The sequence below is a fragment of the Nonomuraea sp. ATR24 genome (assembly GCF_041950485.1).
In the GTDB taxonomy this organism is placed as follows: domain Bacteria; phylum Actinomycetota; class Actinomycetes; order Streptosporangiales; family Streptosporangiaceae; genus Nonomuraea; species Nonomuraea ceibae.
This window is the reverse complement of sequence record NZ_JBGNUU010000003.1, coordinates 564,910-580,652: the sequence shown is the minus strand read 5'-3', so window position 1 is coordinate 580,652 and position 15,743 is coordinate 564,910. Positions and strand designations below refer to the sequence as shown.

The 15,743-nt window shown below is 75.3% G+C and carries 12 protein-coding genes; 7 read left to right on the top strand and 5 right to left on the bottom strand.

Going from position 1 to position 15,743, the window contains the following annotated elements; genetic code table 11:
• Positions 1–8: 8 nt before the first annotated feature.
• Both ACBI99_RS10275 and ACBI99_RS10270 read right to left on the bottom strand, forming a co-directional pair.
• Complete coding sequence (locus ACBI99_RS10275; RefSeq protein WP_219506709.1) at positions 9–218, bottom strand: RNA-binding S4 domain-containing protein; 210 nt, start codon at positions 216–218, stop codon at positions 9–11.
• A gap of 11 nt (positions 219–229) precedes the next feature.
• Positions 230–1,876, bottom strand: coding sequence for a PucR family transcriptional regulator (locus ACBI99_RS10270; protein WP_375072168.1), 1,647 nt, complete (start codon positions 1,874–1,876; stop codon positions 230–232).
• Positions 1,877–2,006: 130 nt separating this feature from the next.
• Here ACBI99_RS10270 and ACBI99_RS10265 point away from each other — a divergent pair, with 130 nt between their 5' ends.
• The 6 genes from ACBI99_RS10265 to ACBI99_RS10240 all read left to right on the top strand — a co-directional run bounded on the left by ACBI99_RS10265 (position 2,007) and on the right by ACBI99_RS10240 (position 10,530).
• Positions 2,007–2,858 carry a DUF2877 domain-containing protein gene (locus tag ACBI99_RS10265; protein WP_375072167.1) on the top strand — a complete coding sequence of 284 codons (852 nt, stop codon included), beginning with the start codon at positions 2,007–2,009 and terminating at the stop codon, positions 2,856–2,858.
• 138 nt (positions 2,859–2,996) lie between these two features.
• Positions 2,997–4,622: an FdrA family protein gene (locus ACBI99_RS10260; RefSeq protein WP_375072166.1), complete on the top strand. Its 1,626-nt coding sequence runs from the start codon at positions 2,997–2,999 to the stop codon at positions 4,620–4,622.
• Positions 4,622–5,992 carry a DUF1116 domain-containing protein gene (locus tag ACBI99_RS10255; protein ID WP_375072243.1) on the top strand — a complete coding sequence of 457 codons (1,371 nt, stop codon included), beginning with the start codon at positions 4,622–4,624 and terminating at the stop codon, positions 5,990–5,992. Before ACBI99_RS10260 ends, ACBI99_RS10255 begins: the two co-directional genes overlap by 1 nt.
• Positions 5,993–6,120: 128 nt before the next feature.
• Positions 6,121–8,346, top strand: a complete 2,226-nt coding sequence (locus ACBI99_RS10250; RefSeq protein WP_375072165.1) for a serine/threonine-protein kinase — start codon at positions 6,121–6,123, stop codon at positions 8,344–8,346.
• Positions 8,347–8,369: 23 nt separating this feature from the next.
• Entirely contained in the window at positions 8,370–9,182 is an 813-nt protein-coding gene (locus tag ACBI99_RS10245; protein ID WP_375072164.1) for an MOSC domain-containing protein, read from the top strand.
• A 331-nt stretch (positions 9,183–9,513) separates the two neighbouring features.
• A complete protein-coding gene (locus ACBI99_RS10240; protein ID WP_375072242.1) occupies positions 9,514–10,530 on the top strand; it encodes an MFS transporter in 1,017 nt (338 codons plus the stop codon).
• A gap of 6 nt (positions 10,531–10,536) precedes the next feature.
• Here the strand turns inward: ACBI99_RS10240 and ACBI99_RS10235 are convergent, their stop codons facing one another.
• Positions 10,537–12,099 carry a bifunctional 3'-5' exonuclease/DNA polymerase gene (locus ACBI99_RS10235; protein ID WP_375072163.1) on the bottom strand — a complete coding sequence of 521 codons (1,563 nt, stop codon included), beginning with the start codon at positions 12,097–12,099 and terminating at the stop codon, positions 10,537–10,539.
• 21 nt (positions 12,100–12,120) lie between these two features.
• Positions 12,121–13,605, bottom strand: coding sequence for a metallophosphoesterase (locus ACBI99_RS10230; protein ID WP_219506730.1), 1,485 nt, complete (start codon positions 13,603–13,605; stop codon positions 12,121–12,123).
• A 132-nt stretch (positions 13,606–13,737) separates the two neighbouring features.
• Here ACBI99_RS10230 and ACBI99_RS10225 point away from each other — a divergent pair, with 132 nt between their 5' ends.
• A complete protein-coding gene (locus tag ACBI99_RS10225; protein ID WP_357589518.1) occupies positions 13,738–14,145 on the top strand; it encodes a hypothetical protein in 408 nt (135 codons plus the stop codon).
• On the opposite strand, the gene ACBI99_RS10220 is transcribed toward ACBI99_RS10225, so the two are convergent.
• Positions 14,142–15,713 (bottom strand): FAD-binding oxidoreductase, encoded by a 1,572-nt coding sequence (locus tag ACBI99_RS10220; protein ID WP_375072241.1) that lies wholly within the window; start codon positions 15,711–15,713, stop codon positions 14,142–14,144. The two genes, ACBI99_RS10225 and ACBI99_RS10220, sit on opposite strands and share 4 nt — an antisense overlap.
• Positions 15,714–15,743 lie beyond the last annotated feature (30 nt).

The window sequence follows — 15,743 nt, the reverse complement described above, 5'->3', positions numbered from 1 at the left end:
CTGCGATGTCAGTTCACGTGGATCTCGAAACCGTCGCCGCTGACCACCTGGCCGGAGCGGATCTTGCACGTCTTCCTGAGCTCCACCTCGCCGTCGACCAGCACCAGGCCCTCGGCGATCAGATGCTTGGCCATGCCGCCCGTCTCGGTGACGCCGCAGTATTTCAGCAGGTCGCACAGCGGGATGAAGTCGTCGCGCAGCTCGAATTCCAGGTCCACGGAGAGCAAGCCTAGATGCCGCGCATGCGCAGCACGTGCAGGGCCAGCGTCAGGTTGAGGCGCAGGTGGGGGTCGTCGGTGAAGTTGCCCAGCAGGCGCTCCAGCTTGCCGATGCGGTAGCGCAGCGTGTTGTAGTGGAAGTGCAGCCGCCGGGCGGTCTCGGCCACGTTGAGGTTCGTCTCCAGCAGGACCTGGAGGGTGCGGCGCAGGTCGGCGTTCTCGGCGTCGGCGTCGGACGACAGCGGGCCGAGCGTCTCCTTCACGAACGCGTGCAGCTCGTCGGTGTCGCTGACCAGCGACAGCAGCCGGTAGACGCCGAGCTGGTCGAAGTGCGCGACCGCGCCGGGGCCGTGCAGCTGGCGGCCGACGCGCGCCGCCTTGAGCGCCTGCGTGTACGCCTCGGGCAGCGTCGCCACCCCCGGGCTCGGGCGGGAGGTGCCGGTGGAGAACGTCGCCGGCGGCACGTCGGCGAACCCGGCGGCGGCGTCCCTGGCGAGCCTGGACGCGTCCACCTCCGCGCCCACCACGGCCACCACCTCGTGCGAGAAGCCCGCGACCGCGCCGCCCGGGTCGTGGCGGCGCAGCGCGGCCGTCCAGCAGGTGACCAGGCGGTCCTGGGCGGTGCGCTCGTCGCTGTCGGGGTCGAGCTCGGCCACCAGCACCGTGACGGGCCGCTCCAGGTCCCAGCCGAACGCCCGCGCCCGCGCCGCCACCCGCTCGGCCGTGCCGGCCCGGCCGGTGAGCACGTCGCGCAGGAAGTCGGCCCGGTACTTCGACTCGACGGCGTGGACGGCCTCCTGGCGGGTGACGGCCAGCGCCGCGACCGTCGCCGCCCGTTCCAGGATGCCGACGTCGCTGTCGCGGATCGCCCCGGCGGGGCTGTAGGCGACGATCCGGCCGTGGTGGTGCCCGCCCGCCGTCACCGGCACCGACGCCATCACCCGCCCGCGCGGCCCCGCCCCCGGCTGACCCGCCTGACCCGGCTGACCCGGCTGCCCCTGGCCGGCCGAGGCCGGGAGGCCGTCGTGGGCGGCCGACTCGCGCAGCGCCGCCACGTGCTCCCGCGGGCCCGCCGCAGCCAGCACCCGGCCGCGCCCGTCGACCGCCGCCACCGCCACGTCCAGCAGGGCCGCCACCTCGGCGGTCACCTCGTCCAGCCCGCCGCCCGCCAGCACCACCTGCACCAGCGCCCGGTGCGCCTCCTCCGCCCGCACCAGCACCGCCGCCTGCCGGTTGAGGATGTCGGTCAGCACCTGGTTGAGGATGTCGTCGAAGCCGACGTCGTTCGGCAGCAGGATCAGCGGGAAGCCCAGCCGCTCCGCCTGCTCGGCCATCTCCGCGGGCAGCTCGTCCACGTAGCGGCCCAGCTTGATCCCCAGCGCCGCCAGCCCGCGCTCGTCCAGGTCGGCGACCAGGCGGCCGAGCGACTGCGGCGTGTTGCGCAGCGGGTAGCCCGTCGTCAGCAGCAGCTCGTGCGGCTTGACCCAGGCCAGGATGTCGGGCACCTCCATGACGTTGAGGCGCTGCACGATGCGGCCCAGCCCGCGCTCCCCCGCGATCAGCCGGGCGCCCGCGAGCGTCGACACGCCCAGCACCTCCCCGACGGACACGCCGTGAATGATCGTTCCGGTGCTGGCGAGACGGACCGGGGGCTCCATGGGGTGATTGTGACCCGAGAAACGTCTGGCAGGAAGAGCCAACCTTCCCGCTGACTGTTGGCAAATTTCTCCGTACGGAGGGTTGCCCGGCGCGTTCTACGGTCAGGTCCAAGGTCGATAGGGAGGTCCGGTGACGGTCGGCACTCACGCGGGGCGCGCACGCGCCCACGTCACGGGCGCCGCCAGCGCGGCCGTGCGGCCCGTCCTGGAGGCGCCCCGGCGGCCCGCCCGGGTGCTGGCCGCCTTCGCCGCCGGGATCTACCTGGAGGTCAGGACCGACCTGGAGCCGTCGGTGATCGCGGTCATCACGGGCGGGGCGTCCCGGCTGCCCAACTCCGTCCTCCTCTCCGCTCCCCTGCCGCACGTCACCGTGGGCGACGACGCCCACGTCGGCGACGGGTCCGTCGAGCTCGGCCGGCTCAGCCTGCGCGCCCGCCGCTGGTGGGACCCCGCCCCGCCCCTCGGCCCCGTCGACCCGGCCCGCCTCGCCGCCGTGACGCTCCCGCCTCCGCCCGCGGGGCCCGCGCTCGCCGGGCACCCCGCCGTCGATCTGCTGGCCGTGAGCTGCGCGTCCGGGCGGCTGGTCGGCGCGGTCACCGCCGCCGAGCAGCTCGTCGGCCTCGGGCCGGGGCTCACCCCGAGCGGCGACGACGTGCTGGCCGGGCTGCTGGTGACGCTGCGCCACCTCGGCGCCGCGACCGGCGCCGGGCAGGCGGTCAAGCTCGCCGGCTGGCTCGCCGCCGCCGTCACCTACGACGCCCGCACCCGCACCACGCCGATCTCCGCGACGCTGCTGCACTGCGCGGCGCGCGGCCAGGCCGGGCCCGAGGTCGTCGCCGTCCTGCGCGCCCTCGCCGGACGCCAGGCGCTCGAACCGGCCCTGCGCCGCCTCCACGCCCTCGGCCACACCTCCGGCGCCGACCTCGCCCAGGGCATCGCCATCGGCCTCGACGCCGTCCTCGCCCTGGGCGGCCGCCGATGACCCGCCCCCTGGGCGCGCGCCCTTCCACGCGGGACCGGCGTCCCGTCCCCGTGCGCCGCGCCGGAGGGGCGTCCCGCCCGCTCGGGGGGCCGCCGCCCCCTGGGTTTCCGTACGGGGTTCCCGGTCCTGGGGGTCGGCATGGGTGATGCGGTGTTCGTGCGCCGGGGCGTCTACCACGACTCGGTGACGCTCATGCGGGCCGGTACGGGCCTGCCGGGGGCCGAGGTGGCGGTGGTGGCGATGGCCACGCAGCTGAACCTCGGCCTGGCCCGCGACCTGGGCTTCGACGTGCCCGCGGCGGACCCGGGCGACCTGCTGGTGGCCTTGCGGGGCGACGACGTGGCCGGGGCCGCCGAGGAGCTGGACCGGCGGCTCACCGAGCGGGCCCCGCCGGGCCGGGAGGCGGAGCAGCCGCCGCGCACCACCCGGTCGGCCGCCAGGTCGCCCGCCGACCTGGTGCTGGTGTCGGTGCCGGGCGAGCACGCGTTCGCCGAGGCGCTGGACGCCGTGGAGGCCGGGCTGCCGGTGATGATCTTCAGTGACGGGGTGCCCGTGGAGCAGGAGCGGCTGCTCAAGGAGCGGGCGGACGAGCGCGGGGTCCTGGTCATGGGCCCCGACTGCGGCACCGCCGTGATCGGCGGGGTCGGGCTGGGCTTCGCCAACGTGCTGCGGCCCGGCCCGGTGGGCGTGGTCGCCGCGTCGGGCACCGGGGCGCAGCAGGTGACGTGCCTGCTCGACCTCGCCGGGGTGGGGGTCAGCCATGTGCTGGGGGTCGGCGGGCGGGACCTGTCGGCGGAGATCGGCGGCCGGTCCACCGTGCGGGCGCTGCGCATGCTGGACGACGACCCGGCGACCGAGCTGATCGTGCTGATCTCCAAGCCGCCGTCGCCCGAGGTGGCGGCGGCCGTACGGGAGGTGGCGGGGGCGCTGCGCACGCCGGTCGTGACGGCCGTGCTCGGCGGGGACGCCGACCTGACGTCGGCGGCCGAGGAGGCCCTGCGGGCGCTGGGCGTGCCGGTGCCCGACTGGCCGTCGTGGACGGCCCTTGGCGACGTCGCAGATTCCAGCGGAGACGGGATCGGAGACGGGACCGGGGGCGAGCGGGCGCTGGTCGGCGTGTACTCCGGGGGCACGTTGTGCGCGGAGGCGGCGGCGGTCGCGGGCCGGGGGGAGTTCACCGACTACGGGGACGACGTTTACACGCGGGCGCGTGCGCATCCGATGATCGACCCGACGCTGCGGCTGGAGGCGTTGCGGAAGGTGCCGCCGGACGCGGTGGTGCTGATGGACGTGGTGCTCGGGCACGGGGCCGACCCCGACCCGGCAGCCGCACTGGCCCCGGCGATCGCGGCGTCCCCGGCCACGGTCGTGGTCGCGCTGGTCGGCACCGAGGGTGACCCCCAGGGGCTCCGGCGGCAGGCCGAGACCCTCCGGGCCGCCGGGGCCGCCGTCTTCGCCTCCAACGCCCGCGCCGCCCGCTTCGCCGCCACCACCGCCAGCCGCCCCCCATCCCCTGCCCCCGCTTCCGGTCCCGGTCCCGGTCCCGGTCCCGGGGCTCCCCGGGCCGCCGCTCCCGGCCCTGGGTCCGGTCCCGGTGTCCTCGGGGCCGCCGCTCCGGTCCTCAGAGCGCCCGGGGCCACTCGCCTCGACGCCGGTCCCGGTCCCGGAGAGCCCGGGGCCGCCGCTCACGGCCCTGGGTCCGGTCCTGGTTCCGGGTCCGCGCCTGGAGGGGTTTGGCCGGGGTCGGTTACGGAGGTGTCGTGATGGTGCTGGACGGGCCGCCGAGGGTGATCACCGTGGGGGCCGAACCGCTGGCGGAGGCGTTGCGGGAGCAGGCCGCCGACACCGTGCCCGTGGCGTGGCGGCCGCCGATGGCGGGGACGGCCGAGGCGCTGGGGCGGGTGCTGGCGGATCCGCGCAGGCGGGCGGCCAACGAGCTGGCGGTGCGCCGGATGACCGGTGCCCGCCCGTACCTGGCGGGGGTGCGGCGGGCGTCGGAGCTGCTGCGGCTGCCCAGGGGCATGTTCCTGCACGCGGGCCCGCCGATCACGTGGCGGCGGGCGTCGGGGCCGCTGCGCGGGGCGCTGATCGGCGCGATGCTGCTGGAGCGGTACGCGCCGGACGAGCGGGCCGCCGAGCAGGCGCTGGCCTCGGGTGACGTCCTGCTGGAGCCGTGTCACGGGCACGGCGCGGTGGGGCCGATGGCGGGGGTGGTCAGCCCGTCGATGTGGCTGTTCGAGGTGCGGGACGACGAGCACGGCGGCGTCGCGTACTGCTCGCTCAACGAGGGCCTGGGCAAGGTGCTGCGGTACGGCGCGTACGGGCCGGAGGTGCTGGAGCGGCTGCGCTGGATGGACACGGTGCTGGGCCCGGTGCTGTCGGCGGCGGTGGAGCTGGCGGGCCCGATCGACCTGCGGGCGATGATCGCACAGGCGTTGCAGATGGGCGACGAGCTGCACAACCGCAACCGGGCGGCCACCTCGCTGCTGCTGCGGGAGCTGGCTCCGGCGGTGGTCGACGCGGCTCCGGCGAACGCGTCGGACGTGCTGCGGTTCATCGCGGGCAACGACCATTTCTTCCTGAACGCGGCGATGGCGGCGGCCAAGGTGAGCACCGACGCGGCGCGGGACGTGCCGGGCTCGTCGCTGGTGGTGGCGATGGCGCGCAACGGCACGGACTTCGGCGTGCAGGTGTCGGGGCTGGGGTCGCGCTGGTTCACCGGCCCGGCGGGGGTGCCGGACGGGCTGTTCCTCGGCGCGTACGGGCCGGGCGACGCGAACCCGGACATCGGCGATTCCACGATCACGGAGACGTCGGGCCTGGGCGGGTTCGCGATGGCGGCGGCCCCGGCGATCGTGCGGTTCGTGGGCGGGGAGGTGGCGGACGCGGTGGCGGCGACCCGGTCCATGTACGAGATCACGCTGGCGGAGCATCCGGCCTACCAGATCCCGGCGCTGGGCTTCCGGGGGACGCCGGTGGGGATCGACGTGGCGCTGGTCGCCAGGACCGGGCTGCTGCCCGTGGTCAACACGGGCATCGCCGGGCGTGTCGCGGGCACCGGGCAGGTGGGGGCGGGGCTGGTGAGCCCGCCCGCCGAGGCGTTCACCAGCGCGCTCGCGGCCCTTGCAGGCTGACGTATCGGCAGGTCAGGGCTTCTGTAAGGAAGGTTTGGCTTCACACCCGGAATGGCCTGCCTATATCGTGGCGAATCTCATTAATCTGGAACGTATGCCGCGACGCAGGTAACAGATGGGGGCGTGACATGGCAGCCGACCGCGTACTCAGCGGCCCCGGCGCCGAGGGCGGCGCCTCACAGAGCCAGGGCCGCCTGATCGGCCGCCGTTACCGCCTGATGTCGCCGGTGGGCCGGGGCGGCATGGGCATGGTGTGGCACGCCCACGACGTCCTGCTCGCCCGGGACGTGGCGGTCAAGGAGCTCATCCTGCCGTTCGGCCTGGACCACGCGGGCAAGCAGGTGGCGCACCGGCGGATGCTGCGCGAGGCGCGCTCGGCGGCCCGGCTCACGCACCCGGGCATCATCACCGTGCACGACGTCGTCGAGGAGGACCGCCGCCCGTGGATCGTCATGGAGCTGGTCCGCGCCTGGTCGCTGGAGCAGGCGGTGCGGCAGGGCGGCCCGCTCCCGGTGGTCCAGGCGGCCGAGATCGGCATCCGGGTGCTCGACGCGCTGCGGCACGCGCACTCGGCCGGGATCCTGCACCGTGACATCAAGCCGGGCAACGTGCTGCTCACCGCCGACCGGGTGGTGCTGACGGACTTCGGCATCGCCGCGATCGAGGGCGACGTGACGATCACGCAGACCGGCCTGCTCATGGGCTCGCCCGCCTACATCCCGCCGGAGCGGCTGTCGGGCCAGCCGCTGACCCAGGCGGCCGACCTGTGGTCGTTCGGGGCGACGCTGTACGCGGCGGTCGAGGGGCGGCCGCCGTACGAGGGGCCGGACGCGATCGCGGTGCTCGGCACGGTCCTCACGCAGGAGCCGAACCCGCCGCAGCGGGCGGGCGCGCTGCGGCCGGTCATCGACGGGCTGCTGCGCAAGAACCCGGCCGAGCGGCTGACCTCCGACCAGGTGGTGGAGCAGCTGGAGCGGGTGCTGCGCGCGCACGGCTCGGCCCGCCCGCGCGTCCCGGACGTGCCGCCGCCCCCGCCGCTGCCGCCCGACCCGGACTTCGGCGCGGGCGAGCCGCCGTCAATGCCGCCGTCCGGGCCGCCGTCGGAGCCGCCGTCCGGGCCGCTGCCGTCGCGGATCGTGGAGACCCCGTCGGGTCCGGTACGGGTCCCGTACGATCCGCTCGGCAGCTCGTCCGGCGGGTACGCGGTGGCGGGCCCGGCCGGCGGGCACCCGACCGACCAGCTCAGGCAGCCGCCGGTGGCGGACGGCTTCGACGCGTTCGGCAGCCGCTCAGGACCGCACCGCGTCCCCGAAGACTCGTCGGGCTCGTACCCGCTGCCCGACCCCTCGTCCGGTTCGTACCCGCTGCCCGACCCTGCGTCGGGCTCGCACCGCATCCCCGACATGTCCGGCCTGCACGACACGTCCGGGCCGCAGCGGATGCCGGAGGAGACGCCCGGGCCGCAGGAGGCGCCGTTCGTGGCGCGCGGCCTGCTCGACGGCCCGTCGAACCCGCCGCTGGGCGGCTACCCGAACGTGGACGACGACGAGCCGTCCGCACCGCCGATCCTGCCGCTGACCAGCGACAGCCGGACCGCCGGCAGGTCCGCGCCGTGGCCGCTGGCCTCCCCCGACGACCTGCGCGACCAGTCCAGGGACCTGTCGCGCGAGATGCCGCACAGCCGCCTGGCCACGCTGCCGGGCGTGGCGCACCGCCAGACCAGGAGCAGGCGCAGGCCGGACGACTCGGGCAACGCCTGGGTGCGCGGCGGCAGGCCGACGCCGCTGCTGCTCCTCACGGCCGTGGCCGCCGTGGTCGCCGTCGTGGCGGCGCTGGTGCTGCTCTCCACCGGCGGCACGACGGAGCCGGCGGTGAGCGCGTCCCCGACGGCGAGCGCCGCCGACGCCGCCCCCTCGCCCGTCCCCGACGGCTACCGGGAGCACACCCCGCCCGGCTTCACGGTGGCGCTGCCGGACAGCTGGAAGCTGACGTCGTCGGGCGACGAGGCCACGTTCACCGGCCCGAAGGACTCGGGCCTGACGATCGAGGTGGAGCAGGCGACGCCGCAGGCCGACGGCGGCCTGTCGGAGCTGACCCGGCGCGAGGCCGACGGCGGCGTCGACGCCTACATCCAGGTCCAGCTCCAGGCGGTGAAGTACCGCGGCTGGAAGGCGGCCGACTGGGAGTACACCTACACGACCGGCAACGGCGTCCCCATGCACGCCCTGACCAGGCACGTCACGATCGACGAGCGGACCGCGTACACGATCGCGTTCACGATGCCCGAGCTGCGGTGGGACGACGAGGCGGACACCCGCAAGGTCTTCCTGGACACCTTCCGCGAGACCACCTGATCGCCCCCTGTTACGGTCGCGGCATGGAGCTGGCGAACATCTACTTCTATCCGGTCAAGTCCACCACCGGTCACGAGCTGCGCAGCGCCGAGGTGGAGCCGTGGGGGCTGGCCGGTGACCGGCGCTACCTGGTCGTGGACGAGGCCGGCGAGCCGCTGACGGCGCGTGAGTTCCCGGTGATGCTGTCGTGCGTGGCGCGGCCGGACGGCGGCACGATCACGCTGACGGCGCCGGGCGCCACCCCGTTGCGGGTCACGCCCACGGCGGCGCGGGTCATGGTCAGCGTGTGGGGGACGCCGGTGGAGGTGACCGACTGCGGCGACGACGCGGCGGCCTGGCTGACGGCGCTGATCGGCCGGCCGGCGCGGCTGGCCTGGCTGGACGATCCGACCCGGCGTCCGGTGGACCCCGCCTACGGCCGCGCGGACGACCGGGTGAGCCTGGCCGACGCCTACCCGCTGCTGCTGACCACGACGGCGTCGCTGGAGCAGCTCAACACCTGGGTGGCGGCCACGGCCGCCGAGCTGGGCGAGCCGGAGCCGCGGCCGCTGTCGATGCGCAGGTTCCGGCCGAGCGTGGTGGTCTCCGGGTCCGAGCCGTTCGCCGAGGACGCGTGGAAGCGGGTCCGGATCGGGGAGGTGGAGTTCAGGGGCGTCAAGCTGTGCGACCGGTGCGTGCTGACGACGGTCGACCCCGACACGTGGACCAAGGGCAAGGAGCCGATCCGCACGCTGGCCCGGCACCGCCGGTGGGACGGCAAGACCTGGTTCGGGCTCAACCTCATCCCCGACGGCACGGGCACGATCCGCCAGGGCGACCGGGTGACGGTGCTCTGAGCGCATCGGGACGGCCGACTGTCCTGTTTGGGGCCATCTCTGGGGTTATGCGAGACTTCACGGGTGACCAGCGCCCCCCCCAATGCTGAAATTTCGCCCTCTGGCCGGATCCGTGGCATCCAGCGCCGCATCCTCGTCGTGCTGTCGGCGGCGCAGATCGTGGGCGGGGTGGGCGTCGCCGTCGGGCTGGCCCTCAGCTCGGTGGTCGTCGACGACCTGTCGGGCTCGACGGTGATCAGCGGCTTCGCCGGGACCGCCACCGTGCTCGGCGCGGCGCTGCTGGCGCTGCCCAACCGCCAAGGCCGCGGGCCGCAGCGGACGCCGGGCCGGGCTGGCGCTGGCCTACCTGGCGGCACTGCTCGGCTGCGTGATCTCGGTGGCGGCCATCAGCATCGGCAACTGGCCGCTGCTGCTGGCCGGCCTGGTGCTGGTGGGCGGCGGCAGCGCCGGGAACCTGGCGGCCCGCTACTCGGCCACGGACCTGTCGCCGCCCGGCCACGCGGCCAGGCATCTGTCTCTGGTCGTCTGGGCGGCCACGTTCGGCTCGGTGGCGGGCCCGAACCTGGCCGAGCCCGCCGACCGGATCGGCATGGAGAGCCTGGGGCTGGTGGAGAAGGCCGGGCCGTTCGCGTTCGCGGCGCTGGCGTTCGCGGTCGCACTGGTGATCATCCTGGCGGGCCTGCGCCCCGACCCGCTCAGGCTGGCCCGCGAGCTCGACGGCACGCAGCCGACGGGCCAGGGCGGCAAGCGGACCGTCCGCACCGCCTGGCGCACGCTGCGCACGACGCCGATGGCCCGCAACGCGCTGGTGATGATCGCGGTCAGCCACACGGCGATGGTCTCGATCATGTCGATGACGCCGGTGAAGCTGCACCACGACGGCTCGTCCCTGGACGTGATCGGCATCGTGATCAGCCTGCACATCGCCGGCATGTACATGATGTCGCCGGTGGTCGGCTGGCTGGCCGACAAGGCGGGCCGGGTGCCGGTGCTGATGCTCGGCATGGGGCTGCTGCTGGCCTCGGCGGCGCTGGCGGGCACGGCCGGGCACCGGGTGTGGCAGGTGACGCTGGCGCTGTTCCTGCTCGGGCTGGGCTGGTCGTGCGGGCTGGTGGCGGGGTCGGCGCTGGTCAGCGAGTCGGTCGCGCTGGAGGCCCGGCCCGCCGTGCAGGGCCTGTCGGACCTGCTCATGAACGTGTGCGGCGCCACCGGCACGATCATCGCCGGGGCGATCGTGGGCGGCCTGTCGTACGGGGTGCTCGGGCTCGTGGTCGGGGTGATGGTGACCGCGGCCGGGCTCTGGCTGGTGGTCGTCCGGCGGCGCGCCGCCGACGCGGCGCCCGCCTAGGATCGGCTACTTCGCGTCGGCGTAGCAGCTCACCGCGACGGTCTCCATCGGGAAGCGGACCGGGGTCGGCCCGAACAGCAGCCTGCTCGCCTCCGCCGCGGCGGCCGACACCGCGGCCATGACCTCGCCCGCCCGGTCGAGCGGGCAGTGCACGATGACCTCGTCGTGCTGGAAGAACACCAGCCTGGCCGGGTCGGGCAGCATCCCGCGCAGCACCGCCATGAGGGCCAGCGCCCACTCGGCGGCCGTGGCCTGCACGACGAAGTTGCGGGTGAAGCGGCCCCGGTCGCGGGCCGCCCGGCCGCCCTCGGGCCCGGACACCAGCTCCCGCCAGCGACCGGACGGCGGCGGGCTGGTGCGCCCGAGCCAGGACCGCACCACCCGCCCGTCCTCGCCCGCCTTGGCCGCGTCCTCGACGAACTGGTAGGCCCGGGGGAAGCGCTGGCGCATCACAGCCAGCAGCTTGGCGGCGTCGCCGCTGGTGCCGCCGTACATGGCCGACAGCATCGCGATCTTGGCGTGGTCGCGCTCGCCGCCGAACGCCTGGGCGAGGGCCGCGTAGAGGTCGATCTCCCCGGCCGCCCTGGCCAGCCCGGCGTCACCCGCCATCGCGGCCAGCACCCGGGGCTCGAGCTGGGCGGCGTCGGCGACGACGAGGGTCCAGCCGTCGTCGGCCATCACCACGCGCCGCATCACCTTGGGGATCTGCAGGGCGCCGCCGCCGCTGGTCGCCCAGCGGCCCGACACGACGCCGCCCACCACGTACTCGGGCCGGAAGCGCCCGCCGCGCACCCACTGGTCGGCCCACGCCCAGCCGTGGAAGCTGAACAGCCGGGCCAGCTCCTTGTAGGCCAGCAGCGGCGCGACGGCCGGGTGGTCGACCTTCTTGAGCTCCCACGAGCGGGTCGTCTTGAGCGCCACGCCCGCGCCCTTGAACGCCTTGACGAGCTGCTGCACCGAGTCGGGGTTGACCGGGTGGCCGAACGCCGCCGCCACCTCGTCGGCCAGCGCCTGCAGCCGGGCCGGGCGCATGCCGTGGACCGGGCGCGGCCCGAGCAGCTCGGTGAGCAGGGCGTCGTGCACGTCGCGCCGCCACGGCATGCCGTCGTGGCCCATCTCGGCGGCGATCAGCGCCCCGGCGGACTCGGCGGCCACCAGCAGCCGGAACCGCCCGGGGTCGGGCAGCGCCTCGATCCGGCGGAGCTGGTCGCCGAGCACCTCGGCGACCGCCTCGGCGGGCAGCGGCTCGGGCTCGAACAGGGTGCCGGGCACGCTCGGCTGGTCGTCGGGCACGGGCAGCCCGCGCAGCCTGGCGTGGGCGGCCCTGGCCGACCTGGGCTCGCCGTAGCGGCCCTCGTATGCGAGCAGCAGGCCCTCGGTGAGGGCGAGGTCGTGGCAGCGCGAGACCCGCACCCCGGCCGTGAGCAGCGGCGGGTAGGACTCGCGCGTGTCGGCCCACACCCAGCGCGGCCGCTCCCGCTCCAGCTCGCGCACGGCCCGGGCCGGCGGGCCCGGCAGGGGCGCCTCGCCGATCCGCAGGACCGTCTCTCCCGCCACCACCGCGTACACGCCCCCCAGAGTGCCAGGCGGCTACGACAAAGCGATGCTCACCTCGTCCTCCAGCGGCGGGTCCTCCTCCTGCTTGCGGCATCCGGTGGCGGCGAAGCAGCGGATGGTCACCCGGTCCGGGGTGACCGAGAGGTGCAGGAACTGCTTGAAGAACGGCGGGGTGTCCCAGTCGGAGAACTCCGACAGGTAGCGGTGGAAGACCTGGCCCACCGGCAGCCGGAACGGCCACGGCCAGGAGCCGAGCAGCCGCGCCGCCCACCGCATCCGCCGCGTCACCGTGACCTGGCCGAGCGGGCGCACGGGGGTGTTCTTGATCTGCTCGGACATGATGCAGGCGGCCTCGTCCGGCGTCAGGTAGATCCACTTCATCCGCAGCCGCCTGGCGTAGAGCTGGCTGTAGAACGACAGCGAGTCGCCGCGCAGCGGGTAGCAGCGGAAGTCGTCCTCGTGCACGCCGCCGGCGTCGACCCGCCGGATGGTGTGGGTGGCGTGCATGAAGGCGCCGCTGCCGCCGGAGACGATGTACTGGATGACCCGGTCGCCGACCTTGACCGGGTAGCGCTGGTAGTTGTGCACGTCGCCGCCGATGGCCGCCACGTAGCGGTGGGCCGGGTCGCGGACGATGTCGTCGATCGTGCCGCCGCCCTCCAGGGGCGAGGGCTTGTAGTCGTTGCGCGTGTAGATCGGCTTGCCGGTGACGAGGATCTTGGGGCGCGGATCGAGGGAGACGCGGCGCAGCCAGTCGGCCTGCTCGGCGTCGATCGCGCCCCTGATGCCGGTGTCGACGCCGACGACGAGCAGCGACGGGCTCTCGATGACCCAGTACGGGCCGGGCTGGGTGGCCTGCTGGGCGGGCTTGCCGCGCAGGGCGCGGGCCTCGGCCAGGGCGCTCTCGTCGACGGTCTCGGGCTTGCGCCACAGCAGCCCGCGCAGCCCCCGGTCGGGCCTGGGCTTGAGCGGGGGCGCGTCGCAGAAGACCCGCATGAAGCCGCCGAGCCCGTCGTACCAGTCGTGGTTGCCGGGGATGGCGTAGATCGGCGCGTCGTAGTCCTTGTAGGGGCGGAAGAACTTGTCGCGGTACTCGTTGCCGGACCCGGCGGGGTAGACGACGTCGCTGGCGATCACCGCGAAGGCGGTGCCTGCGCCGATGTTGAGCATCCCGGGGACGACCGCGTACTGGGAGGCGTCGCCCTCGCCGGTGTCGCCCAGCAGCAGGAAGCTGAAGCTGTCGCCGAGCCCCGGCGTGATCGCGAACCTGTCGCCGGCGCCGCGTTCGCGCTGCGCCGCGACCCACCGGCGGCGCACCTCGCCGGACGGGTCGCCGAACAGGCCGGCGAGGATCTCGTTCCTTGACCTCCACAGCGTGCGTAAGTCGAGCCAGCTGAAGCCCTGCCGGTCGGGCCGCAGTCCGGCGTACGTGCCGATCTCCTGGCAGGCCCAGCCGGCACCCTCTTCGGACACCCGGGAGGACGCCTGCTTCCCCCGTTCTGCCGCGATTTCCACCATGACCACATCTTTGCCGTGCCGCCCGGGAAGCGCATCCTGAAACGGAGCGTGCCGTACCCGCCACAGAAGGTGCGCCATGGTGTAACCTCAATCGCCCCAAGCAAGCGGTTGTCGTCGCCAAGGAGGGCTCCCATGGCCCGGAACGGTTCCGATGACGCGCTCCGGCGGGGCACCACGGGGGTCGAGGCCGTCGAGGGCCTGCTCGCCTACGCGACGACTCGGCGCAGGTGGGGCGGGGGCGGGCTGCGCAGCGCCGACCGGGCCGTCGCGCTGAGCCGCGCCCTCGTGGCCGAGAACCCCGCCCACACGCCGCTGCTGGCCCGCGCGCTGCGCACGGCCGCCCGCCTGCACCTCGGCCACCGCCGCCCGGCCGACGCGCTGCCGCTGGCCGCGGAGTCGGTCGAGCTGGCCCGCCAGGCGGGCGGCCCCGCGCTGGTGCTGTCGCTGGCGTGCCTGGCCGAGGTGTACGAGTCGCTCCAGCGTTACGGCGACGCCGCCGCGGCCCTGTCGGAGGCCGACGGCCACACGCCGCCCGCCTAGGCGATCACCCCGGGGTTGAGCACGCCCGCCGGGTCCACCTGGGCCTTCACCGCGCGCAGGATCGCCGAGCCGAGCGGGCCCACCTCGGCGGCGTGCGCGTCACGGTGGTCGCGGCCCACACCGTGGTGGTGGGAGATCGTCCCACCGGCCGTCACGATGGCCTCGTTCGCCGCCCGCTTGGCCCGCTCCCACTGCGCCACCGGGTCGCCGTCCTGGGCGATGACGACGGTGAAGTAGAGCGACGCGCCGGTCTCGTACACGTGGGAGATGTGGCACATGACCAGCGGCGTGCCGAGCGCGCCGAGCAGCGCGAGCCGGACCGCGTCGTACAGCCGGGGCAGGCCGGACCAGAAGCCGGCCGTCTCCAGCGTCTCGACGGTGGCCCCGGCGGCGAGCAGCGAGTCGCGCAGGTACGGCGCCTCGAAGCGGCCGCGCGCCCACGACTCGCCGGGCTCCTCCCCCAGCGGCGCGCCGCCGAGGCCGGCCAGCACGGCGGCGACCTCGGCGCGGCGGGCCTCGGCGAGCGCGGCGGAGCCGCCGGCGGGCGTCTCGTGGCCGGCGATCAGCAGGCAGCCGGTGTCGCCGCCGCCGATGGCGTCGGGGCGGGCCAGGCCGATCATCGTCTCGGTCTCGTCCGACAGCCGCAGGACCGCCGGGAGCGCGCCGCCCTGGGCGAGCGCGCGCAGGGCGGCGGCGCCGGTGCCGAAGTCCGGCAGCCGCCAGCCCTCGAAGCCGCGGGCGGCGGGCAGGCGGCGCACGCGCAGGCGCAGCGAGGTGATGACGCCGAACGCGCCCTCCGAGCCGAGGACGAGCTGGCGCAGGTCGGGCCCGGCGGCCGACTTGGGGGCGCGGCCCAGCTCCAGCGTGCCCGCCGGGGTGGCGAGGGTGAGCCCGGCGACCATGTCGTCGAAGCGGCCGTAGCCCGCCGACGCCTGGCCGCTGGAGCGCGCCGCCGCGAACCCGCCGAGCGTCGCGTACTCGTAGGACTGGGGGAAGTGGCCCAGCGTGAGCCCGTGCGCGGCCAGCAGCCGCTCGGCCTCGGGCGCGCGCACGCCCGGCTCGAACGTGGCGATCATCGACTCGGCGTCGACGCCGGTGAGCCGGTCCATCCGGCCCAGGTCCAGGCTGATCACGCCGGCGAACCCGGGGCCCGGGGACGCCAGGCCGCCGACGACCGAGGTGCCGCCGCCGAACGGGATGACCGCGACGCGCTCGGCCGAGCAGAGCCGCAGCACCTCCGTCACCTCGTCATGGCCGCCCGGCCGCACGACCGCGTCGGGGGCGTCCGCGCCGTCGCCGGCGCGCAGGCGCAGCAGGTCCGGGGTGGACTTGCCGCGCGTGTGCCGGACGCGGGCCTCGCGGGAGGTGTCGACGTTCGCGGCGCCCACCAGGCCGGCCAGCGCCGTGAGCAGCCGTGGGGCGAGCGAGACGGGCGGCAGGCGTACGGACTCCAGGGTGGCGGCGGGCTCGGCCGGGGCGCGCACGCCGAGCAGGTCGCCCAGCAGCCGGGTGATCTCCTCGGGCAGGTCGCGGGCCTTGGCGGGGTCGCCCCACCCTGACCAGAGCATGGGTTCGGTTGGCACGCATACACTGTGACA

What these genes read in the sequence shown, in the direction of transcription:
- ACBI99_RS10270 (WP_375072168.1), bottom strand. Translation starts at nt 1,876, where the DNA reads ATGGAGCCCCCGGTCCGTCTCGCCAGCACCGGAACGATCATTCACGGC.
- ACBI99_RS10260 (WP_375072166.1), top strand. Translation starts at nt 2,997, where the DNA reads ATGGGTGATGCGGTGTTCGTGCGCCGGGGCGTCTACCACGACTCGGTG.
- ACBI99_RS10255 (WP_375072243.1), top strand. Translation starts at nt 4,622, where the DNA reads ATGGTGCTGGACGGGCCGCCGAGGGTGATCACCGTGGGGGCCGAACCG.
- ACBI99_RS10250 (WP_375072165.1), top strand. Translation starts at nt 6,121, where the DNA reads ATGGCAGCCGACCGCGTACTCAGCGGCCCCGGCGCCGAGGGCGGCGCC.
- ACBI99_RS10245 (WP_375072164.1), top strand. Translation starts at nt 8,370, where the DNA reads ATGGAGCTGGCGAACATCTACTTCTATCCGGTCAAGTCCACCACCGGT.
- ACBI99_RS10230 (WP_219506730.1), bottom strand. Translation starts at nt 13,605, where the DNA reads ATGGTGGAAATCGCGGCAGAACGGGGGAAGCAGGCGTCCTCCCGGGTG.
- ACBI99_RS10225 (WP_357589518.1), top strand. Translation starts at nt 13,738, where the DNA reads ATGGCCCGGAACGGTTCCGATGACGCGCTCCGGCGGGGCACCACGGGG.
- ACBI99_RS10220 (WP_375072241.1), bottom strand. Translation starts at nt 15,713, where the DNA reads ATGCTCTGGTCAGGGTGGGGCGACCCCGCCAAGGCCCGCGACCTGCCC.